At 59.8% G+C, this 20623-nt stretch carries 18 protein-coding genes; 10 read left to right on the plus strand and 8 right to left on the minus strand.

Translation table 11 applies throughout. The features are described from left to right. Nucleotides 1-250 precede the first annotated feature (250 nt). The 3 genes from QMK50_RS06055 to QMK50_RS06065 all read left to right on the plus strand — a co-directional run bounded on the left by QMK50_RS06055 (nucleotide 251) and on the right by QMK50_RS06065 (nucleotide 4327). The gene (locus QMK50_RS06055; protein WP_159997269.1) at nucleotides 251-649 is read left to right on the plus strand and encodes a response regulator; all 399 of its coding nucleotides are present in this window, start codon (nucleotides 251-253) and stop codon (nucleotides 647-649) included. A 250-nt stretch (nucleotides 650-899) separates the two neighbouring features. Continuing rightward, complete coding sequence (locus QMK50_RS06060) at nucleotides 900-1247, plus strand: Hpt domain-containing protein (protein ID WP_320332771.1); 348 nt, start codon at nucleotides 900-902, stop codon at nucleotides 1245-1247. Nucleotides 1248-1378: 131 nt separating this feature from the next. Further along, nucleotides 1379-4327, plus strand: coding sequence for an HD domain-containing phosphohydrolase (locus tag QMK50_RS06065; RefSeq protein ID WP_320332772.1), 2949 nt, complete (start codon nucleotides 1379-1381; stop codon nucleotides 4325-4327). Here the strand turns inward: QMK50_RS06065 and QMK50_RS06070 are convergent, their stop codons facing one another. Both QMK50_RS06070 and QMK50_RS06075 read right to left on the minus strand, forming a co-directional pair. Further along, on the minus strand, nucleotides 4328-4810 hold the full coding sequence (locus QMK50_RS06070; protein ID WP_320332773.1) for a GAF domain-containing protein: 483 nt from the start codon (nucleotides 4808-4810) through the stop codon (nucleotides 4328-4330). Next, complete coding sequence (locus QMK50_RS06075) at nucleotides 4807-5697, minus strand: ATP-binding protein (RefSeq protein WP_095168139.1); 891 nt, start codon at nucleotides 5695-5697, stop codon at nucleotides 4807-4809. Before QMK50_RS06075 ends, QMK50_RS06070 begins: the two co-directional genes overlap by 4 nt. A gap of 164 nt (nucleotides 5698-5861) precedes the next feature. On the opposite strand from QMK50_RS06075, the gene QMK50_RS06080 reads away from it, so the two are divergent. Continuing rightward, on the plus strand, nucleotides 5862-8183 hold the full coding sequence (locus tag QMK50_RS06080; RefSeq protein WP_320334497.1) for a response regulator: 2322 nt from the start codon (nucleotides 5862-5864) through the stop codon (nucleotides 8181-8183). Here QMK50_RS06080 and QMK50_RS06085 read toward each other — a convergent pair. The 3 genes from QMK50_RS06085 to msrB all read right to left on the minus strand — a co-directional run bounded on the left by QMK50_RS06085 (nucleotide 8167) and on the right by msrB (nucleotide 9658). Then, nucleotides 8167-8628: a MarR family winged helix-turn-helix transcriptional regulator gene (locus QMK50_RS06085; protein ID WP_159997277.1), complete on the minus strand. Its 462-nt coding sequence runs from the start codon at nucleotides 8626-8628 to the stop codon at nucleotides 8167-8169. The genes QMK50_RS06080 and QMK50_RS06085 overlap by 17 nt on opposite strands. Continuing rightward, nucleotides 8625-9110 (minus strand): glutathione peroxidase, encoded by a 486-nt coding sequence (locus tag QMK50_RS06090; RefSeq protein WP_320332774.1) that lies wholly within the window; start codon nucleotides 9108-9110, stop codon nucleotides 8625-8627. Before QMK50_RS06090 ends, QMK50_RS06085 begins: the two co-directional genes overlap by 4 nt. A gap of 152 nt (nucleotides 9111-9262) precedes the next feature. Then, a complete protein-coding gene (msrB, locus tag QMK50_RS06095) occupies nucleotides 9263-9658 on the minus strand; it encodes a peptide-methionine (R)-S-oxide reductase MsrB (protein ID WP_159997279.1) in 396 nt (131 codons plus the stop codon). Nucleotides 9659-9882: 224 nt separating this feature from the next. Here msrB and QMK50_RS06100 point away from each other — a divergent pair, with 224 nt between their 5' ends. From QMK50_RS06100 to QMK50_RS06110, 3 genes are all read left to right on the plus strand, one after another. Next, nucleotides 9883-11094 (plus strand): pyridoxal phosphate-dependent aminotransferase, encoded by a 1212-nt coding sequence (locus tag QMK50_RS06100; RefSeq protein ID WP_095168129.1) that lies wholly within the window; start codon nucleotides 9883-9885, stop codon nucleotides 11092-11094. Between the two features lie 316 nt (nucleotides 11095-11410). Then, nucleotides 11411-12298 carry a protease HtpX gene (gene htpX, locus QMK50_RS06105; protein WP_095168127.1) on the plus strand — a complete coding sequence of 296 codons (888 nt, stop codon included), beginning with the start codon at nucleotides 11411-11413 and terminating at the stop codon, nucleotides 12296-12298. 121 nt (nucleotides 12299-12419) lie between these two features. Further along, nucleotides 12420-13751, plus strand: a complete 1332-nt coding sequence (locus QMK50_RS06110) for an IS4 family transposase (RefSeq protein ID WP_320332658.1) — start codon at nucleotides 12420-12422, stop codon at nucleotides 13749-13751. Between the two features lie 91 nt (nucleotides 13752-13842). Here the strand turns inward: QMK50_RS06110 and QMK50_RS06115 are convergent, their stop codons facing one another. After that, nucleotides 13843-14499 (minus strand): thiopurine S-methyltransferase, encoded by a 657-nt coding sequence (locus tag QMK50_RS06115; protein WP_320332775.1) that lies wholly within the window; start codon nucleotides 14497-14499, stop codon nucleotides 13843-13845. Nucleotides 14500-14602: 103 nt separating this feature from the next. Between QMK50_RS06115 and QMK50_RS06120 the strand changes: the two genes are divergently transcribed. Continuing rightward, nucleotides 14603-15370, plus strand: coding sequence for a DODA-type extradiol aromatic ring-opening family dioxygenase (locus tag QMK50_RS06120; protein WP_159997283.1), 768 nt, complete (start codon nucleotides 14603-14605; stop codon nucleotides 15368-15370). A gap of 90 nt (nucleotides 15371-15460) precedes the next feature. Here QMK50_RS06120 and QMK50_RS06125 read toward each other — a convergent pair whose 3' ends face one another. Next, on the minus strand, nucleotides 15461-17134 hold the full coding sequence (locus QMK50_RS06125; RefSeq protein WP_095168122.1) for a DEAD/DEAH box helicase: 1674 nt from the start codon (nucleotides 17132-17134) through the stop codon (nucleotides 15461-15463). A 421-nt stretch (nucleotides 17135-17555) separates the two neighbouring features. Here QMK50_RS06125 and QMK50_RS06130 point away from each other — a divergent pair, with 421 nt between their 5' ends. Next, nucleotides 17556-18347, plus strand: coding sequence for a crotonase/enoyl-CoA hydratase family protein (locus tag QMK50_RS06130; RefSeq protein WP_095168121.1), 792 nt, complete (start codon nucleotides 17556-17558; stop codon nucleotides 18345-18347). 15 nt (nucleotides 18348-18362) lie between these two features. On the opposite strand, the gene QMK50_RS06135 is transcribed toward QMK50_RS06130, so the two are convergent. After that, nucleotides 18363-19118, minus strand: a complete 756-nt coding sequence (locus QMK50_RS06135) for a spermidine synthase (RefSeq protein ID WP_159997285.1) — start codon at nucleotides 19116-19118, stop codon at nucleotides 18363-18365. A gap of 156 nt (nucleotides 19119-19274) precedes the next feature. Here QMK50_RS06135 and QMK50_RS06140 point away from each other — a divergent pair, with 156 nt between their 5' ends. Then, entirely contained in the window at nucleotides 19275-20621 is a 1347-nt protein-coding gene (locus QMK50_RS06140; RefSeq protein WP_159997287.1) for a class II 3-deoxy-7-phosphoheptulonate synthase, read from the plus strand. The last annotated feature ends 2 nt before the right edge of the window (nucleotides 20622-20623 follow it).

Consider the following 20623-nt stretch of genomic DNA (forward strand, 5'->3'; position numbering starts at 1 on the left):
GTCGCGCCACCTCTTTGGGCCGCGACGGGTGATTACAGTCCTCGGCGCCTCCCAGGAATCATCCTACAGTTAGCGTCGAATTGAATGACGACGAGAGTATCGGTACACATACAACTTCGCTTCTATGCTGAACACTATGATCAAAAATCAATACAGCGGTAGATATCCAGCAACAGAAAAAAGATAATCCCTCTCCTATTAAAGCTAACGCCGACACTCCCAAGGCCAATCTCTCTTCCAGGAAAGCCAAATGTTAACTTACAACTTACGCATCCTGCTGGTTGAAGACCACCCCTTTCAACTCAGGGCAACACTTTGCTTGCTTAACAGTTACGGCTTTACCCAAGTCACTACCGCCGACACTGCCGACAATGCACTACAAAAGATGAATCTGGCACATCAACCTTTCGAACTGCTACTCTGCGACCAATGCCTTCCAGATCTTCCCGGCCTGGAACTGATTGGCATTGCGAGCCTGCAGGGACTAATACAACAAGCCATTCTCCTGAGCAGCCTTGACAGCCTGGAATTAAACACTTTGAAAAAAGCCGCTGATGAACATCGACTACCCTTACTCGGTTATCTGGCAAAGCCGCTGAAAAAAACCGAGCTTATAAACCTGCTGATGTCAGAGCAGCGTAATCGCTGAGCATCGTCACTACTGGCCCCCCTGAGTCTCCCACCCAATTACAAGCGTCCTTCCCGTTACAACTTACAAGTTTAAACATAGGCTTTCGACAGCAGACTTCCTCCTGACATTCCTTCCTACTGCGTAATCCCTAGCCTTCTCTTATGTAGGACTCGTCCTATATTGCACTCCTGCCCCCCTCGGTTCATACGTCGCTACTGCTATCTGAGCTAAGGTGCTCGCTTTATTTGCGCACGTATGGGACTTGATTATGAACACCGTTTTTATTGTCGACGATCACCCCGTCATTCGTCTCGCCGTACTGGTGCAGCGCCTGCTCACCGAGTTGCTCAACAGCAACCGCCTCGATCGCCAAGAACTGCTCGACTTGTCGCCGGCCAGCGGGCACGAGGGATTCATCGATATCGCCCACAAAATCAAAGGCGCGGCCCGCATCGTCCAGGCCACCAGACTGATGGACAGCTGTGAAGCACTTGAGCGGATGTGCCACGAAGCGTTCACCGAGGCCAGACTGGCGACCTGCACCGAGGCGATACAGCAGGCCATGCTGGAACTGGAGCAGGCACTGCAACGAGAGATTGCTCAATCTTCGACCTGACATCTCCCGGGCCACAGTTTGAACCCTGCTGGCCCTGGCGCTCGGACAGCCTCAAGGATTCACAGCAGACCGTTGTGCCATTAACTATGCTTGTTGGCTGAGCCGTGCGTATCGACTATGGAGAGCCTGCAATGCCCAGCCCACCGCGCCCGGACAAACGCCGATTGCCGCTGCACGTGCATATCAGCGTGATGTTCACCCTGTTGCTGCTGTTCACGGGCGTTGTGCTGGGTATTTTCAATTATCGACAAACCACCGAGATCATCCTCTCCAGCAGTGAGAAGCTGTTCGAACGCATAGACCAGGACGTGCGCAGGGACCTGCAATCCACCTACCAGCCCATTCGACGATTGCTCAGCCTGTTGGCAGAAAGCGCCGCGATCCAGGGAACGGACCTGGCGCACCGGCTGCCCCTGCTCAAACCCTTCAGCCAATCCCTCAGGGACAATACCGAGCTGGCATCGCTATATGTCGGTTATGCCGATGGCGATTTTTTCATGGTCCGCCCATTACGCAGCGATGCCCTGAAAAAAACCCTGCAGGCACCTGATGCAGCCGCCTTTCAGGTCTGGAGCATCGATCGTGACAGCCTCACCGGGCAAACCCGCTCACAATCACTGTTCTATGACGCGACACTCAACCAGATCGGGCGCCTGGATAATCCGCAGGAGGCCTATGACCCTCGCACCCGGGCCTGGTTCGACCGGGCCAACAGCAGCGAAGAGCAGATCACCACTGAACCCTACATCTTCTTTTCGACCCACAACATCGGCACGACGCTCGCCCGCCACAGCGGCCCCAATGCCGTGGTGGGTGCCGACCTGACCCTGGCCCAGCTGTCCGCCACCCTGGCCAAGCACCAGGTAACACCCGGCACCGAAGTCGTGCTGTTCGATGGCGACGGCAATGCCGTCGCCTACCCCGACAGTAGCAAGCTGATCATCGATGATCAAAAGGCCCACCTGGCCAAGGTCAAGGACTTGAGCCCGGCCCTGGCAGCCCTGTTTATGCACCCGGCCAGTGGCAATCGCCTGGAGGTCGGCAACCGCCAATGGATCTTTGCTCGCAGCAGCATCCAGGAAGGTGGCCCGCGGGGACTGAACCTGGCAGTGATGGTTCCCGAAGAGGAGTTGCTGGTCGATGCCTATCGAATGCGCTGGCAGGGCGCCCTACTGACCCTGGCCATCTTGTTACTGTGTGTGCCACTGGGCTGGCTGACCTCGCGTATCCTGGTCAAGCCATTACGGGCACTGGTGCAGGAAGCCGACGCGATTCGCAGTTTTGATTTCAACTACCCGGTTGCACGCCGCTCGCCGGTGTTGGAAGTCGACCAACTCAGCGTCTCCATGGCGCGCATGAAAGCGACCCTGGCCAGCTTCTTTGAAATCACCGACAGCCTATCGGCGGAAACCCGCTTCGAGCCGCTGCTGCTTCGAGTCCTGGCGGAAACCGTGAAGATAGGCCAGGCCCAGGCGGGACTGATATACCTGCGGGAAAATGAAGGCAACCGCCTCCAGCCCCATGGCTTGTTCATCGAGGGTGAATCGCGCGACCTTTCGGCATTCAACGTCAAGAGTCATGATCCTGACGACACGCAGGCCCCTGCCTGGCTGCACCCACTGGCGAGCCAGAACGCCCTGGTGACGACTCTGGGATTCGAGCAGGCAGGCGACCTGCAAAGTGTAATGCTGGCGCTGCAGTGCCCCAGCGTGCACCTGGTCGGCATTCGCCTGCACAATCGCCATAACGAAACCGTCGGCGTGCTGATCCTGTTGCTGGCCGACAGCGGTGCGCAAGCGGACCTCGAAAAGCTGCGCCCTGACCGGATCGCCTTCATCCAGGCGGTCTCCGGCGCTGCGGCCGTGAGCATCGAAAGCCAGCGCCTGCAGCACAAGCAAAAACAGCTGCTGGACGCCTTCATTCAGTTGTTGGCAGGAGCGATCGATGCCAAGAGTCCCTATACCGGCGGCCACTGCCAGCGGGTACCCGCCCTGACCCTGATGCTCGCCCAGGCCGCCGCCGCCAGCCGGGCCCCGGAATTCGAACGCTACAACCCCACCGACGATGAATGGGAAGCGCTGCACATTGCCGCCTGGTTGCACGACTGTGGAAAAGTCACCACACCTGAATACGTGGTCGACAAAGCCACCAAGCTTGAGACCCTCACCGATCGCCTGCATGAAATCCGCACCCGCTTCGAAGTACTCAAGCGCGATGCCTGGATCGACTACTGGCAAGGGCTCGCCCAAGGCGGCGACGGGCAGACACTGGCTGCAACGCGCGACGCCAGCCTCGCCGCCCTCGACGACGACTTTGCCTTTGTCGCCCGCAGTAACCTGGGGGGCGAGGCCATGGCCGAAGGCGACCTGCAACGGTTGCACAATATTGCCCAACGCACCTGGACCCGCACGCTGGATGACCGGCTGGGCCTGTCCTGGGAGGAGAACCGCCGCCAGGCTCGCACCCCGACTCCCGTGCTGCCGGTCAGCGAGCCGCTGCTGGCGGATAAGCCCGAACACCTGTTCGAACGCAACAGTGCCGAGCTAATGCCCGCGGACAATCCCTGGGGCTTCAAACTCGACGTTCCGCCGCACAAATACAACCGTGGCGAGCTGTACAACCTGAGCATCACCCGCGGCACGCTGACCTGCGAGGAGCGCTACATCATCAACCATCACATGGTGCAGACGATCCTGATGCTTAGCCACCTGCCCTTCCCCGGGCACTTGAGCAACGTCATGGAAATTGCCGCCGGGCATCACGAAAAAATGGACGGCACCGGCTATCCGAGACGACTCACACGGGAACAGATGAGCCTGCCGGCGCGGATGATGGCGATTGCCGATATTTTCGAAGCGCTGACTGCCGCAGACCGCCCCTACAAGAAGGCCAAGACCCTCAGTGAGGCACTCGGCATCATGGCGTTCATGTGCCGTGATGCCCATATCGACCCGCAGCTGTTTGCCCTGTTTATCGAGGAACAGATCTATCAGCAGTACGCCGACAGATACCTCGACCCGGTACAAATCGATGCCGTGGACCGACAAAGCCTGCTCGCCAAAGCAGGCCTGGTTAGCTGATCAGCAGTCGGTCAGGCGCAGGAAGATCGCGGCCAGTTGCTCGATACCGGCCTGGTCAGCGACGCTGAAGCGCGCCAGTGACGGGCTATCCAGGTCCAGCACGCCGATCAGCCGACCGTCCTTGACCAGTGGCACCACCAACTCACTGTTCGAGGCACTGTCACAGGCAATATGCCCGGCGAACGCATGCACATCCTCTACCCGCTGAGTCGTCAGCGTGGCCGCCGCAGCGCCACAAACACCGCGACCAAAGGGGATCCGCACGCAGGCTATCTGGCCCTGGAACGGCCCGAGCACCAACTCTTCATTGCGATTCAGGTAGAACCCGGCCCAGTTCAGGTCTTCGAGCTGATGGAACAGGAACGCCGAGAACTGCGCGGCGTTGGCAATAAAATCTCGCTCATCGGCCAGCAACGACTCCAGCTGTGCGCACAGCAGGCCATAACCCTCCAGGCCCGCGCCGCTGTTTTGCAAATCGATCATGCCTGCTGCTCCAACAGTTTGAGCCCGACCCAATAGCGGGCGAACTGATAGGCGCATCGCCCGTTGCGGTTACCACGGCCAGTAGCCCAGCGCACCGCGAGGATTTCCAGCTCTTCATCCCGTTGCCAGGCCAGGCCGGCCTTGGTGGCCAACTCGCCGACCCAGTGTTCGACCACGTTGAGGAAGTGCTCCTGGGTAAACGGGTAGAACGACAGCCACAGGCCAAAACGATCCGACAGCGCGATCTTGTCCTCCACCGCCTCACTGGGGTGCAGCTCACCGTCGACCCTTTTCCAGTTCTCGTTATCGCTCTCCTTTTCCGGCACCAGGTGACGCCGGTTGGAGGTGGCATACAACAGGACATTGTCCGGGGCCTGCTCCAGCGAGCCGTCGAGCACACTCTTGAGCACCCGGTAGTCGCCCTCGCCCGCCTCGAAGGACAGGTCGTCACAAAACAGCACGAAGCGTTGCGGCAGCTTGGCAACCTGCTCGACCACCCGCGGCAAGTCCGCCAGGTGATCTCGCTCGATCTCGATCAAGCGCAGCCCGCCCTTGGCATGCTCGGCCAACAGCGCGCGCACCAGCGAAGACTTGCCCGTCCCTCGCGAGCCCCAGAGCAGGGCATGGTTGGCGGGCATGCCATCGAGGAACTGGCGCGTATTGCGGCCCAACTGTTCCAGTTGCTTGTCGACCCCGATCAGGTCGCTCAGGCGCATATCCAGGCTGACCTCAAGTGGCAGCAGAAAACCGCTGCGTCCCTCACGCTGCCAGCGGGCAGCCAGGCATTGTGTCCAGTCGATGGCACTGCGTGGCGCTGGCAGCAGCGGCTCGATACGAGCCAGAACCGCATCAGCGCGTTCAAGAAAGGCATTCAATCGAGAGTCCACGTCTTCTCCTCAAGGCAGTTCACAGTAATGATGGGCAGACCAACCCGCTCCTGGCGCCAGACACCGTCCCGGGTCGCGAGCCAGAGCGCTGCACGCGTCGGCAAAACCCGGTAACGATCAGCTATGCTTGGCCCAGAAGGGAAACGAAAGTGGCTGCGCACCCAATGGATATCAAGTTCACCAACCGCCTGTCCTACAAGCAAGCCAAGCTCACCGTGCTGGTCGGTTTTGTCCTGGGTATGCTGCTGAGTCTGCTGCAGATAGGCATCGATTATGCCAGCGAAGATGCTTCCATCAACCGGGAAATATTGTCGCTGCTGGAAATCAGCCACAGTCCCGCCTCCCGGATCGCCTACAACATAGACGCCGAACTGGCTCAGGAGTTGACGCTTGGCCTGTTGCGCTCACCTGCAGTGATTGGCGCGCAACTGACCGACAATAACAATACCGTGCTGGCCAATGTCAAACGTGCCCCTTCGGCCAGTACCTACCGAGTGATCAGCGACTTCCTGTTTGGTGCCGATCGCCAGTTCAAGGAGCGGTTGTTCCTCGAACATCTGCCCGATGAATCCCTCGGCACCCTGGCACTGGAAGTCGATACCTACGCCTTCGGCAGCCGTTTCTTGCGTCGGGCCGAAGTCACTCTGCTCAACGGTTTCGCCCGCAGCCTGATCCTCAGCGGCATTCTCCTGGCATTATTTTATGTGATGCTGACCAAGCCGCTGGTACGGGTCATTCGCGAGCTGAGCGAGCGTGACCCGCGCATCGCCGAGCAACCACCGCTGGAATGCCCGGTGCACCATCAGAACGATGAAATCGGGGTGCTGGTCAGGGTGGCCAACCAGCAGTTCGAAAGCATGACCACGGAAATCCAGCAGCGGCGCGCCGCCGAAAATCGCCTGACTGACTACCTCGGGCAACTGGAGTCCATCGTTTCGTCGCGCACCGCCGAGCTGAAAGCGATCAATCGGCGCCTGACGGCCTCCAACGAGGAACTGCAGATCGCGCGCCAGACAGCCTTGGACATGGCGCAGGCGCGCTCGGTGTTCCTGGCCAACATGAGCCATGAAATCCGCACGCCCCTCAACGGCCTGCTGGGCATGATCGCCTTGTCCCTCGACAGCCCGTTGAATGCCGAGCAGCGCCAGCAACTGGCGATTGCCCACGACTCCGGCAAAGTGCTGGTAGAACTGCTCAACGATATTCTCGACCTGTCGAAATTCGATGCCGGCCAACTGGAACTCGAACACATTCCCTTCGACCTCGGCTCATTGATCGAAGACACCGCCAACCTGCTCTCGCAGAACGCTGCACCCAGCGTCGAGCTGACCTGCCTGATCGATCCGCAGTTTCCCGCCCAGGTGATTGGCGACCCGACACGGGTTCGGCAAATCGTCAGTAACCTGCTATCCAACGCCCTCAAATTCACTCGTTTCGGCCGGGTCGATGTGCGCCTCTGTACACGGGAGGATGGCGTCAGGGTCGAAGTCTGCGACACCGGTATCGGCATCGCCCAGGATGCCCAGGTCAAGATCTTCCAACCCTTTACCCAGGCTGGCGCCGGCATTACCCGGCAGTTCGGCGGCACCGGGCTGGGGCTGGCCCTGACCTTCAACCTGTGCAACGCCATGCAGGGCCGACTGAGCATCAGTTCGGAGTCGGGTTTTGGCAGCCAGTTCTGCGCCGACCTGCCACTGCCAGCGCACACTCGCGCCACACCGCCGGCTCGCCTGTACGGCAAGGTCGTGGCCATCACGTCGGCCAGCAGTGGCCTGGCCGAGCTGTTGCGCAGCCTGTTGCCTGGATGGGGCCTGGATTACCAACAGCGCAGCCTCGATGACTCACTGCACGACCTGGACCCCGATGTACTGATTACTGACTGCCCACCCTGCCTGTTCGAATTGCGCTCGAGGTTCGCCGCACCGATCTTGCTGGTGACCGCCTACGGCAACTTCATGCCCAGCGAAGAAAGCGCCGCCCTTGCTCCTCTGCAGCAACAGGCCCGTCCACTGGCGCGCAATGCGCTGTACCAGACCTTGCGTCGCGCCTTGAACATGGAAAACGTTGGGGATAGCCCAACGCCCGATCACTCGCCGTCACCTCCACGCCGGGGGCGAATCCTGTTGGTGGAAGACAACCCGGTCAATCAGCTGGTGGCCAAAGGCATGCTGAGCAAACTGGGCAGCGACGTGATTGTGGTGTCCCACGGCGCCGAGGCGCTCGACCAACTGGAACTCGGCCACTTTGACCTGGTGCTGATGGACTGCAACATGCCGGTCATGGACGGTTATGAAGCCAGCCGGCACATCCGGCGCAGCGGTCGTTGGCCGGACCTGCCGATCGTCGCCTTGACCGCCAATGCCATGCCCGAGGAACGGGAGCGCTGTCGCGCGGCCGGGATGAACGATTACCTGGCCAAGCCCTTTCGCCGCGAAGAACTGGCCGCGCTGCTGGACCTGTGGATACCGCTCAGGAAAGCCCCTTGATCTGCTCCAGCAACTGATCGAGGCCCGCGCGCAATTGCGTCAGTTGCTGCAGGTCGAAGCCGCTGTCGCACAATAATCGGGACTTCAGCGGCCCCACCTGTTCACGCAGGGCAACACCGGCTGGCGACAAGCTCAGGTGCACTTCGCGCTCGTCCCGGGCCGAGCGCTGGCGCTGGACGAACTGCATCTGCTCCAGGCGCTTGAGCAAGGGCGTCAGGGTTCCGGAATCCAGCGCCAGGCGTTCGCCCAACGCCTTGACCGTGGGTTGCTCGGGCGGCTGCTGCTGCCACTCCCATAACACCAGCATCACCAGGTACTGCGGATAGGTCAGGCCCAGGGGCTCGAGCAAGGGCTTGTAGCCCCGGATCACCGCCCTGGAGGCCGCGTACAGCTTGAAACAGAGCTGGTCATCCAGTGCCAGAGAATCAACGGACAGATCATTCATTTGAGCAGTGCTTCAATCTCGCGCGTCAGGTCTTGCGGCTTGGTCGCGGGGGCAAAACGCTTGACCAGCTTACCGTCCTGACCGATCAGGAATTTGGTGAAGTTCCATTTGATGCCCTGGGACCCCAACACACCGGGAGCGCGCTTCTTCAACTGGATAAACAGCGGATGGGCGTCGCTGCCATTGACGTCGATCTTTTTGAACAGCGGAAAGCTGACACCGAAATTCAGTTCGCAGAACTCTGAGATTGCCCCCTCGTTGCCCGGCTCCTGCTTGCCGAACTGATTGCAAGGAAAACCGAGCACCACCAGGCCTTGATCCTTGTAGGTCTGCCACAACGCTTCCAGTCCCTTGTACTGCGGGGTAAAGCCACATTTGCTGGCTGTGTTGACCACCAGCACCGCCTTGCCGGCGTAATCGGCAAGGGTCTTTTGTTCCCCTTTGATCGTGGTACACGGGATGTCGAGCAGGTTGTCGGTCATGGGACGGGCTCCGAATAATAGGCAGATACAATAAACATAGCGAGCAATTGAATTGTACGCAACTTAATTGGCCGAAAACCGACCGGGAGTACCGGCTGGCTAACGGGGTTGGCTGCCTGCACCAGACCTTCGCCAGCCAGCCAGAACCTGCCTCAGTCGCGCGGCACCAGGTCCAGGCACACGGAGTTGATGCAGTAACGCAGGCCGGTAGGCGGTGGGCCATCCGGGAACACATGCCCCAGGTGCGCCTCACATTTGGCGCAGACCACTTCGGTGCGGATCATGCCGTGGCTGACATCGCGGATCTCAACCATCGCGCTCGCGCCGATCGGCTCGTAGAAACTTGGCCAGCCGCAGCCGGAATCGAACTTTGCCCGGGAGTCGAACAGCGGCTCGTTGCAGCAGATGCAATGATAGACACCCGCGGTCTTCGTCGCGTTGTACTTGCCCGAGAACGGTCGCTCGGTGCCCTTGAGACGGCACACGTTGTACTGCTCTGGATCGAGCATGGCCCGCCATTCTTCCAGGGTTTTCTGGATCTTTTCCATTGTCCTACCTCAGCAACTGAAAAAGCCCGATCTGTACCTTTTCCACGGATCGGGCGGCACGTATGATTGCGCCTCGTCAAACGCCAGTCTGGCAGCCGCGTTACACGCATTCAAACGGATTTTGGTGCACCGCTCCGAGGCGCCGGGCTCGTGTGAGAACGCAGGATTCCCAGTACGGTAGTTCATACAACGTCTGGATCGTTCATTTTCGGGAACACATCGCCATGCAGGTCAGCAAATCGAACAAGCTCGCCAACGTCTGTTATGACATTCGCGGCCCGGTGCTCAAGCACGCCAAACGCCTGGAAGAGGAAGGCCATCGCATCCTCAAGCTGAACATCGGCAACCCGGCGCCCTTTGGTTTCGAAGCGCCTGATGAAATCCTCCAGGACGTCATCCGCAACCTGCCGACCGCCCAGGGCTACAGCGACTCCAAAGGCCTGTTCAGCGCACGCAAGGCCGTCATGCAGTACTACCAGCAGAAGCAGGTCGAAGGTGTCGGTATCGAGGACATCTACCTGGGCAACGGCGTTTCCGAGCTGATCGTGATGTCGATGCAGGCCTTGCTCAACAACGGCGACGAAGTACTGGTACCGGCGCCCGATTACCCGCTGTGGACGGCTGCGGTAAGCCTGGCCGGCGGCAACCCGGTGCATTACCTGTGCGACGAACAAGCTGACTGGTTCCCTGACCTGGCAGACATCAAGGCCAAGATCACCCCCAACACCAAAGCCCTGGTGATCATCAACCCGAACAACCCGACCGGCGCGGTGTACTCGCGCGAAGTCCTGCTGGGCATGCTCGAACTGGCGCGCCAGCACAACCTGGTGGTGTTCTCCGACGAGATCTACGACAAGATCCTCTACGACGATGCTGTGCATATCTGCACCGCCTCACTGGCCCCGGACCTGCTGTGCCTGACCTTCAACGGTCTGTCCAAGTCCTACCGGGTGGCGGGTTTCCGTTCCGGCTGGATCGCCATCTCCGGGCCCAAGCAACACGCCCAGAGCTACATCGAAGGCATCGACATGCTGGCCAACATGCGCCTGTGTGCCAACGTGCCGAGCCAGCATGCGATCCAGACGGCACTGGGTGGCTACCAGAGCATCAACGACCTGGTGCTGCCACAGGGCCGGTTGCTGGAACAACGCAACCGCACCTGGGAACTGCTCAATGACATTCCCGGAGTCAGTTGCGTGAAGCCGATGGGCGCGCTGTACGCCTTCCCGCGGATCGATCCGAAAATCTGCCCGATCCACAATGACGAAAAATTCGTGCTCGACCTGCTGCTCTCGGAAAAACTGCTGGTGGTGCAAGGCACGGCATTCAACTGGCCGTGGCCCGACCATTTCCGTGTCGTGACCCTGCCCCGCCTCGACGACCTGGACATGGCCATCGGCCGGATCGGTAACTTCCTGAAATCCTATCGCCAGTAAATGACCTGTCGCCGAGGCGGGTAGCAACCCGTCCTCGGTGATTGATTCAGCAACATATCCCCCCGCCTTTCGACTACTCTCTGCCCCTTGTGTGCTGGCGCTCGCTCGCTTGTGGCTGCAAGCCAACAATCACGGGCGTTGCGCAGGAAAAAACTGGCCCAATATTGCTTGAAGCAATACCAGAAATGTCCTGCAACCTAGTGGAATCTGGCTGTAGGACACAGTTTGAAATAGTCACCCGGTTGAATAGCCCGGTGCAGCACCTTATATACCCCGCAGTAAGCTACATCTTTAGCATGAGGAGATTTCTACAACCATGATGCGCATCCTGCTGTTTTTGGCCACTAACCTGGCGGTCGTGCTGATTGCCAGCATCACCCTGAGCCTTTTCGGCTTCAACGGGTTCATGGCGGCCAACGGGGTTGATCTCAACCTCAATCAGCTGCTGATTTTCTGTGCGGTCTTTGGTTTCGCCGGTTCCCTGTTCTCGCTGTTCATCTCCAAGTGGATGGCGAAGATGAGCACCAGCACCCAAATCATCAGCCAGCCGCGCACTCGCCATGAACAATGGTTGCTGCAAACCGTTGAGCAACTGTCCCGCGAAGCCGGGATCAAGATGCCCGAAGTCGGTATTTTCCCGGCTTACGAGGCCAACGCGTTTGCCACCGGTTGGAACAAGAACGATGCACTGGTCGCAGTCAGCCAGGGCTTGCTCGAACGTTTCTCGCCGGACGAAGTGAAAGCGGTCCTGGCCCACGAGATCGGCCACGTGGCCAACGGTGACATGGTCACTCTGGCGCTGGTCCAGGGCGTGGTGAACACCTTCGTGATGTTCTTTGCGCGGATCATCGGCAACTTTGTCGACAAGGTGATCTTCAAGAACGAAGAAGGCCAAGGCATCGCCTACTACATCGCGACCATCTTCGCTGAATTGGTCCTGGGCTTCCTGGCCAGCTCGATCGTCATGTGGTTTTCGCGCAAACGTGAGTTCCGTGCGGACGAAGCCGGTGCCCGCCTGGCCGGTACCAGTGCCATGATCGGCGCCCTGCAGCGCCTGCGCTCGGAGCAAGGCCTGCCGGTGCACATGCCGGACACCCTGAATGCCTTCGGCATCAACGGTGGCCTCAAGCAAGGGTTCGCTCGCATGTTCATGAGCCACCCGCCGCTGGAAGAGCGTATCGACGCACTGCGTCGTCGCGGTTGATCCGTCTGGCGTAACAACAAAAAAGGCCCGCAGCGATGCGTAATGCTGTTCACTTAAGCATTTGAGCTCACGCCGGGCTTCCTAGAAAATCCGATGCCAGACCTCTGGCATCGGATTTTTTATGTCTGTTCAACAGGACCTGCTCGACCTCGACGACCTTTTTAACTTCTGCGACCTGAGCACCTTCACCCAAAACATTCCCATCGAGTGGGTAGCGTCTGCGCTCGACCTCTCCAGTCAGGCGACCATTCGCCGGCGGCGCCTGCCCGCTGATCAAGTGCTGTGGCTAGTGCTTGGCATGGCGTTATTTCGTGACGAGCCGGTTCACGAGGTGGCCAGGCGTTTGAACATCTGCGCCCAAGGCCTGGCCTCTGACCATTTGCTGGCGCGCAGTGGTGTAACCGAAGCTCGTAAACGGCTCGGCGCCGATCCTGTTGAGTGGTTGTTCCGCAAGACCGGCAACCATTGGGGCGCAGAGCGCTATGACGATGATGCCTGGCATAATTTGCAGGTTTTCGCGGTGGACGGTGCGCTTTTTCGCACCCCGGATACGCCCGAGCTTCGAGATCACTTCGGGTCGGGAAACACCCCCAGCGATCGCCAGACACCGTTTCCGATGCTGCGCCTGGTGGCGCTAATGAATGTGCGTTCGCACGTGATCCTAGATGCACAATTGAGCCCTTACCGACGCAGTGAAATGCGCCTGGCCGACGAGTTTTTGCAGCATATTCCCGACCACTCGGTGACGCTGTTCGACAAAGGGTTCTGGGGCGCGGAGCTGCTGTTGAGCCTAAGTAGAACGGGCACCAGCCGTCATTGGTTGATCCCGGCAAAAAAGGGACTGGTCTGCGAGGAAGTGGCCCGCTACAACCAGCGCGACCGTTTGGTGCGTATGAAAGTCTCGCCACAGGCCAGAAAGCGAAATCCGACTCTTCCCTCGCACTGGGAGGTACGCGAAGTCAGCTATGAAATTCAAGGCAAAGTGAAGACCGTGATGACGTCCTTGCCGGCCAAGACCTACACCACTAAGGCTGTTGCCAAACTTTATCAGGAGCGTTGGGAGATCGAGTTGGGTTTCAGGGACATCAAGAGTTCAATGCAACAGAACGCAATGACCTTGCGCAGCAAAAAAATCGAGCTGATCTATCAGGAAGTGTGGGGGCTGTTGCTGGCTTACAACGTGATTCGCCGGGAAGCGAGCCAAGCGGCGGTGGCGTTTGGTCGAGCGCCTTCGGACATCCGTTTCAAACCGGCCTGCCAGTACATCGCCGTGCAATTGATCGTGATGGCAGCAGCCAATCCAGTTTCAGCGACAGGGAGACGCTTGGCGGAACTGAGGGCAGGTATCGGGGGATTGTTTCTGGATCACCGCCCCAGGCCTTCGAGGCCAAGGACGGTGAAGATTTCAAAGACCCGGTTCCCAGTGGACCGTGAGGCTGCTCCGCTTAAGTGAACAGCATTACGCAGCGATGCGGGCCTTTTTTGTTTGTCTTGAGTGGGGAGTTGCTGCCTACACGCGATGAGACAGGCATAGGCACTGCGGACTAACGGGCGGAAATCCGGTACACCCGCTCCACAAGCCGTGTCACCCCGGCCTGCAGAAACTTCCAGCTCTCACCCAGCACATCCTGCTCCTGCAGCATGTGCAGGCGCCAGAAGCATCCCCAAGACCGCTGCACCTCATCATCCTCCACAGCAAACGGTGGTCCTGGCAACTGCGCCTGATCGTAATCCAGAGTAATCAGCAACCCCCGCAACTCGGCCGGCAAGATCTGCTGCAGATGCGCGCCATAACGCTCGCGCATTGGTGGCGGCAAGGCGATCAGTGCCGCGCGATCGTACAGCGCAGCACAATCAGCCACATCGCGTGCCGTCAGCGCAAAAAAATCACCGCACCACAGCTCAATGGCCCCAGCACGATAGACCTTGAATGCGCCCGCATCACTTACCTCTGGCGCTAACTGCTGCTCGCTGAAAAAGTCTTCGACAGCCGTTTGCGAAAGTTCGATCCCGAGCACCTGGTGCCCCTGCCCCGCCAGCCACAGCAGGTCCAGGCTCTTGCCACACAACGGGACTAGCACACGTGCCCGCGCAGGGATCGCCAGCTCCGGCCAGTGCCGCTGCAAATACGGATTGACTTGCGGCAGGTGAAAACCGATCTGGTTCGAAGCCCACTTCTTGTGCCAAAACTCCGGCTGCATAAATCACCCTGAAAATTCGATCAATAGGCTCTAAAACTTATATTAGATTTAGATCAATGATCTGACTGAAGATGCAGTCATCTTACCGCTCAGGACCTCCTCCATGTTCCCCAGCCTGTTTATCTCCCACGGCTCACCGATGCTGGCACTGGAACCAGGCGCCAGCGGGCCGGCACTGGCGCGCCTGGCCAGCGAGCTGCCAACCCCCAAGGCCATCGTGATTGTCTCCGCGCACTGGGAAAGTCGGGACCTGCGGGTCAGTAGCGGCACCCAGCCAGAAACCTGGCACGACTTTGGTGGCTTTCCTGCCGCCCTCTTCGCCGTGCAATACCCCGCACCCGGCCAGCCAGAGTTGGCGGCACAGGTCGCCGAACTGCTCAAGACTGACGGCCTGCCGGCACAACTGGACGGTCAACGCCCGTTCGATCATGGGGTCTGGGTGCCGTTGTCGCTGATGTATCCGCAGGCCGACATCCCCGTGGTGCAGGTGTCACTGCCAAGCCACGCCGGCCCGGCACTGCAGACTCGGATTGGTCATGCGCTGGCCAGCCTGCGCCAACAAGGCGTGCTGTTGATCGGCTCCGGCAGCATCACCCACAACCTGCGAGAGTTGGACTGGCATGCCGGCCCGGAGAGCATCGAACCCTGGGCCCGTGAGTTCCGTGACTGGATGATCGACAAGCTGGCGGCCGACGATGAAGCGGCGCTGCATGATTACCGCCAACAGGCGCCCAACGCGGTGCGCAGTCACCCGAGTGACGAGCACTTGCTGCCGCTGTATTTTGCCCGCGGTGCCGGCGGCGAGTTCAGCGTGGCGCACACAGGTTTTACCCTGGGCGCACTGGGCATGGACATCTATCGTTTTGGCTGACCACTGAACCTGGAAAGCAAACAGCAGGCAAAAAAAATCCCCGAACCAGTCGGGGATTTTTTATCGTAGATCAATCAGCCCAAGGGCGGATTAATCTTCGCGGTAGCGACGCAGTTTCAGCTGCTTACCGGCAACACGAGTATCCTTCAGCTTGGTCAGCAGTTTCTCCAGACCATCTTCCGGCAGCTCTACCAGCGAGAAGCTGTCACGCACCTGGATGCGACCGATTGCTTCGCGAGCCAGGCCACCCTCGTTAAGGATGGCGCCCAACAGGTTCTTGGCAGCGATACCGTCACGCGCACCCAGCGCGGTACGGCAACGAGCACGACCTTCGGCCAGCGGGATCGGTGCACGACGCTCACGATCACCACGGTCCGGACGATCACCAGTACGCTCTGGACGGTCGCCACGTGGTGCATTGTTCGGCACCAGTGGACGCTCCTTCTCGATCGCGGCCAGGGTCAGCGCTTGACCGTTGGTAGCCTTGCGCAGCAGGGCTGCGGCCAGGGCACGTGGGCTGCAACCGATGTCGGCGGTCAGGCGATCAAGCAGATCACCGTGGGTCGATTCGGCATCGGCAACCAGCGGCGCCAGGCTGTTGGTCAGTTTCTTGATGCGCGCATCGAGAACTGCCTGGGCGTCCGGCAGGCGAACTTCAGCAACTTTCTGCCCGGTTACACGCTCGATCACTTGCAGCATGCGGCGCTCACGAGGAGTCACCAGCAGCAGTGCACGACCTTCGCGACCCGCACGGCCGGTACGGCCGATACGGTGAACGTAGGATTCCGGATCGTACGGCATGTCAACGTTGAACACGTGAGTGATGCGCGGAACGTCCAGGCCACGAGCAGCAACGTCGGTCGCCACAACGATGTCCAGACGGCCATCCTTGAGGGAGTCGATCACGCGCTCACGTTGGTTCTGGGCAATGTCGCCGTTCAGCGCAGCGGCTTTGTAGCCTTTGGCTTCCAGCGCGCTGGCCAGGTCCAGGGTCGCTTGCTTGGTGCGCACGAACATGATCAGGGCGTCGAAATCTTCCACTTCCAGCAGGCTCAATACAGCCGAGGTCTTCTGGTCAGCGTGAACCAACAGGTGAGCCTGTTCGATCGCGGTAACGGTCTGGGTCTTGGTCTGGATCTTCACGTGTTGCGGATCGCGCAGGTGGCGTTCGGCAATGGCACGGATCGACTGCGGCAAGGTAGCCGAGAACAATACGGTCTGACGGGTAGCTGGCAATGCCTTGAAGATAACTTCCAGGTCATCCATGAAGCCCAGCTTGAGCATTTCGTCAGCTTCGTCGAGAACCAGGTGGTTCACGGTCGACAGGACTTTCTCGTCGCGACGCAGGTGGTCGCACAGACGGCCCGGGGTGGCGACAACAATCTGTGCGCCATTACGGATTGCTTTCAATTGTGGGCCCATCGGCGCGCCGCCGTAGACAGCCACAACAGTTACGCCTGGCATTTGCTTGGCGTAGGTTTCAAAAGCAGTTGCAACTTGCAGCGCCAACTCTCGGGTTGGCGCCAGGATCAGGGCTTGCGGCTCGCGCTTGGCAGGATCGATGCAGTGCAGGATAGGCAGGGCGAACGCGGCGGTTTTACCGGTACCGGTTTGCGCCTGGCCAATCATGTCTTGGCCGGCCATGATGATCGGGATCGATTGCTGCTGAATAGCCGAAGGCTCTTCGTAGCCGGTCGCGATGACGGCTGCCAGAATATTCGGATTAAGATTAAAAGCGGCGAAGCCGCCGGTTTCCTGGGTCATGGGTCTGCCTCTAAGTGCATCCGCAAAGACCCATGCTCCAAAGCTGCGCGTGCCGTGTTGAGACTCAAGAGTCGCCCTGGCAGCTTTGTCGGCGGGGATTTGCGAAAACGAATGAATGAAAAGAATCGTCAAGGAAGAGTCCGCAGTGCGGACGTGCAGCCGAAGCTGACTTCGGGGAATTGCTCTACCTAAACGCGGCCCGGCTAAAGGCCGGCGCGCACTATACCGGAATTAGCTGAAAAAGGGAGCTTTTTTTATCGAAAAAAGCCTGTGAACGCAGGACTGTCACAGCTTTTGCGGATATTCGCGCGACAGTCTATTTTTCAAAGGCCCGGCCCTGCTGGTCATGGCGCTTAAACGGTTCATCTTGCGGGCCGGGACCTTTGGTCCGATGCCTCCTTTCCCTCCGAGGATTTACTCCATGAATCAACCGGACAAGAGTCGTGTCAGCCGAGAACGACAGGGGCATGTGCTGTTGATCGGGCTGGATCGGGTCGCCAAGCGCAACGCATTCGACCTCGACCTGCTGAACGCCTTGAGCCTGGCCTATGGCGAGTTCGAGGCCGACTCAGAGGCTCGGGTTGCCGTGGTGTTTGCCCATGGCGAGCACTTTACCGCCGGCCTCGATCTGGTGAGTGCCAGCGGCGCACTGGCCAAGGGTTGGCAGGTTCCGACCGGCGGCTGCGATCCGTGGGGAGTATTCGTCGGACCCAGGGTCAGCAAGCCGGTGATTGTAGCCGCCCACGGGTATTGCCTGACCATCGGTATCGAGTTGATGCTGGCGGCGGACATCAACCTGTGCGCCAGCAACACCCGCTTTGCGCAGATGGAAGTCCAGCGCGGGATCTTTCCTTTCGGCGGCGCCACCTTGCGCCTGCCTCGACTGTCGGGCTGGGGCAATGCCATGCGCTGGTTGTTGACCGGTGACGAGTTCGACGCCCACGAAGCGTTGCGCCTGGGACTGGTGCAGGAGGTCATGGCCAGCGAGGACCTGTTGCCACGCGCCATTGAACTGGCTGAACGCATCGCTCGACAGGCACCGCTGGGGGTTCAGGCGACATTACAGTCGGCGCGCCAGGCCCACCTCGAAGGTGAAGCCGCGGCGGCAGCGAGTTTGCCGGCGTTGGCCAAGGAGCTGTTGAACAGCGAGGACGCCAAGGAAGGCGTGAGGTCGCTGATCGAGAAACGCCCGGCCATATTCAAAGGATGTTAACCCCCTGGCGCTCCATCAGGTGGCTGGGCGAATGGCCTTGATCAGGTTCTGCAACGAGTAACCCAGGCGCGGGGCCAGGGCTTCGGCGCGGGCGCTCAACCCGTGCATGTCCAGCTCCTGGTCGAGCTCCGCTGGCACGATCAGGATCACATTGCCCTCCTTCACCGGCAGCTCCCAGTAATGGCGGTGATAAAGCCCGCGCAGCAATGCCGCACCCAATGGCTTGCCATCATCGGTCGCCCATTGGTTGATCACCAGCCAACCGCCCGGATTCAGGCGTTTCTGGCAGTTCTCCAGGAAATTCCACGCCAGATGCCCGACACCCGGTCCGACATCGGTGTAGAGGTCGACGAAGATCAAATCTGCAGGCTCGGCGGTTTCCAGCAGATCGAGCGCATCGCCGATACGGATGTACAGACGCGGGTCATCGTCCAGGCCCAGGTACTCGATGGCCAGGCGCGGTACGTCCGGGCGCAGTTCAATGGCTTCTACGTCTTCCAGCGGCAGGAACTTCAGGCAGGCCTGGGTCAAGGTACCGGCACCCAGCCCAAGGAACAGCGCGCTGTCCGGCTGCTCGTGGCACAGCGCGCCAATCAGCATGGCGCGAGTGTAGTCATACTCCAGCCAGCTCGGGTCGGCGGTGAACACGCAGCTCTGCTCGATGGCGTCGCCAAATTCGAGGAAGCGGTAATCCGCCACTTCCAGCACCCGGATCATGCCGAACTCATCGTGCACTTCGGCGAGCAGATGCTCGACGCGCTCCTCAGTCATTTCGTCTCCTGGTCGCTGCCCGGCCAGTCACCAGACAACGTTATCATTCGTTCCGCGTTAGGCGGCAAAGGCGCGATTGTCGGCCAAGCATCGCCAGCAGGTCACGTACTAATTGCTGATAACATGAGGCCCCGTGCGTAAACACTAGAGACCGTGATGAGCCAACCCTGGAGCCCTGACAGCTGGCGCGCCTTGCCGATCCAGCAACAACCCCACTACCCGGACGCGGCGCACCTGCATGCCGTCGAGCAAAGCCTGGCCAGTTATCCGCCCCTGGTGTTTGCCGGTGAGGCCCGGGAGTTGCGCCGTCAGTTTGCCGAGGTCACCGAAGGGCGTGCGTTTCTGTTGCAAGGCGGCGATTGCGCGGAGAGCTTTGCCGAGTTTTCGGCGGCGAAGATTCGCGACACCTTCAAAGTGCTGCTGCAAATGGCCATCGTCATGACCTTTGCCGCCGGCTGTCCGGTGGTCAAGGTCGGCCGGATGGCAGGGCAGTTCGCCAAGCCGCGCTCGGCCAACGACGAAACCATCGATGGCGTGACCCTGCCGGCCTATCGGGGTGACATCGTCAACGGCATCGGTTTCGACGAAAAAAGCCGGGTACCGGACCCGGACCGCCTGCTGCAGTCATACCATCAGTCCACAGCCACCCTGAACCTGTTGCGCGCCTTCGCCCAGGGCGGTTTTGCCGACCTGCACCAAGTGCACAAGTGGAACCTGGACTTCATCGCCAACTCGGCGCTGGCGGAAAAGTACAGCCACCTGGCCAACCGTATCGATGAAACCCTGGCCTTCATGCGCGCCTGCGGTATGGACTCGTCGCCACAATTGCGCGAGACCAGCTTCTTCACCGCCCACGAAGCCCTGCTGCTCAATTACGAAGAAGCTTTCGTGCGGCGCGACAGCCTGACCAACGACTATTACGACTGCTCCGCCCACATGTTGTGGATCGGCGACCGCACTCGCCAGCTCGACGGCGCTCACGTCGAGTTCCTGCGCGGGGTCAACAACCCGATCGGGGTCAAGGTCGGCCCGACCATGAACACCGATGAGCTGATTCGTCTGATCGACGTGCTCAACCCGGAAAACGACCCAGGCCGCCTGAACCTGATTGCCCGCATGGGCGCGAACAAGGTCGGCGATCACCTGCCGCAGCTGATTCGTGCCGTGGAACGTGAAGGCAAAAAGGTGCTCTGGAGCAGCGACCCGATGCACGGCAATACCATCAAGGCCAGCAGCGGCTACAAGACACGGGATTTCGCGCAGATCCTCGGTGAGGTGAAGCAGTTCTTCCAGGTTCACCAGGCCGAAGGCACTTACGCTGGTGGTATTCACATCGAGATGACCGGTCAGAACGTCACCGAGTGCATTGGCGGCGCACGTCCGATCACCGAGGACGGCTTGTCGGACCGCTACCATACCCACTGCGATCCACGGATGAATGCCGATCAGTCGCTGGAGCTGGCGTTCCTGATCGCTGAAACCCTGAAGCAGGTTCGCCGCTAAGG

Origin of the sequence: Pseudomonas sp. P5_152, assembly GCF_033989915.1 — a bacterium.
GTDB lineage: Bacteria > Pseudomonadota > Gammaproteobacteria > Pseudomonadales > Pseudomonadaceae > Aquipseudomonas.

Bases quoted from the DNA above. Each gene is read 5' to 3' on its own strand.
- QMK50_RS06055 (WP_159997269.1), top strand. From the start codon at position 251: ATGTTAACTTACAACTTACGCATCCTGCTGGTTGAAGACCACCCCTTT.
- QMK50_RS06060 (WP_320332771.1), top strand. From the start codon at position 900: ATGAACACCGTTTTTATTGTCGACGATCACCCCGTCATTCGTCTCGCC.
- QMK50_RS06065 (WP_320332772.1), top strand. From the start codon at position 1,379: ATGCCCAGCCCACCGCGCCCGGACAAACGCCGATTGCCGCTGCACGTG.
- QMK50_RS06070 (WP_320332773.1), bottom strand. From the start codon at position 4,810: ATGATCGATTTGCAAAACAGCGGCGCGGGCCTGGAGGGTTATGGCCTG.
- QMK50_RS06080 (WP_320334497.1), top strand. From the start codon at position 5,862: ATGGATATCAAGTTCACCAACCGCCTGTCCTACAAGCAAGCCAAGCTC.
- QMK50_RS06085 (WP_159997277.1), bottom strand. From the start codon at position 8,628: ATGAATGATCTGTCCGTTGATTCTCTGGCACTGGATGACCAGCTCTGT.
- QMK50_RS06090 (WP_320332774.1), bottom strand. From the start codon at position 9,110: ATGACCGACAACCTGCTCGACATCCCGTGTACCACGATCAAAGGGGAA.
- msrB (WP_159997279.1), bottom strand. From the start codon at position 9,658: ATGGAAAAGATCCAGAAAACCCTGGAAGAATGGCGGGCCATGCTCGAT.
- QMK50_RS06100 (WP_095168129.1), top strand. From the start codon at position 9,883: ATGCAGGTCAGCAAATCGAACAAGCTCGCCAACGTCTGTTATGACATT.
- htpX (WP_095168127.1), top strand. From the start codon at position 11,411: ATGATGCGCATCCTGCTGTTTTTGGCCACTAACCTGGCGGTCGTGCTG.
- QMK50_RS06110 (WP_320332658.1), top strand. From the start codon at position 12,420: ATGTCTGTTCAACAGGACCTGCTCGACCTCGACGACCTTTTTAACTTC.
- QMK50_RS06115 (WP_320332775.1), bottom strand. From the start codon at position 14,499: ATGCAGCCGGAGTTTTGGCACAAGAAGTGGGCTTCGAACCAGATCGGT.
- QMK50_RS06120 (WP_159997283.1), top strand. From the start codon at position 14,603: ATGTTCCCCAGCCTGTTTATCTCCCACGGCTCACCGATGCTGGCACTG.
- QMK50_RS06125 (WP_095168122.1), bottom strand. From the start codon at position 17,134: ATGACCCAGGAAACCGGCGGCTTCGCCGCTTTTAATCTTAATCCGAAT.
- QMK50_RS06130 (WP_095168121.1), top strand. From the start codon at position 17,556: ATGAATCAACCGGACAAGAGTCGTGTCAGCCGAGAACGACAGGGGCAT.
- QMK50_RS06135 (WP_159997285.1), bottom strand. From the start codon at position 19,118: ATGACTGAGGAGCGCGTCGAGCATCTGCTCGCCGAAGTGCACGATGAG.
- QMK50_RS06140 (WP_159997287.1), top strand. From the start codon at position 19,275: ATGAGCCAACCCTGGAGCCCTGACAGCTGGCGCGCCTTGCCGATCCAG.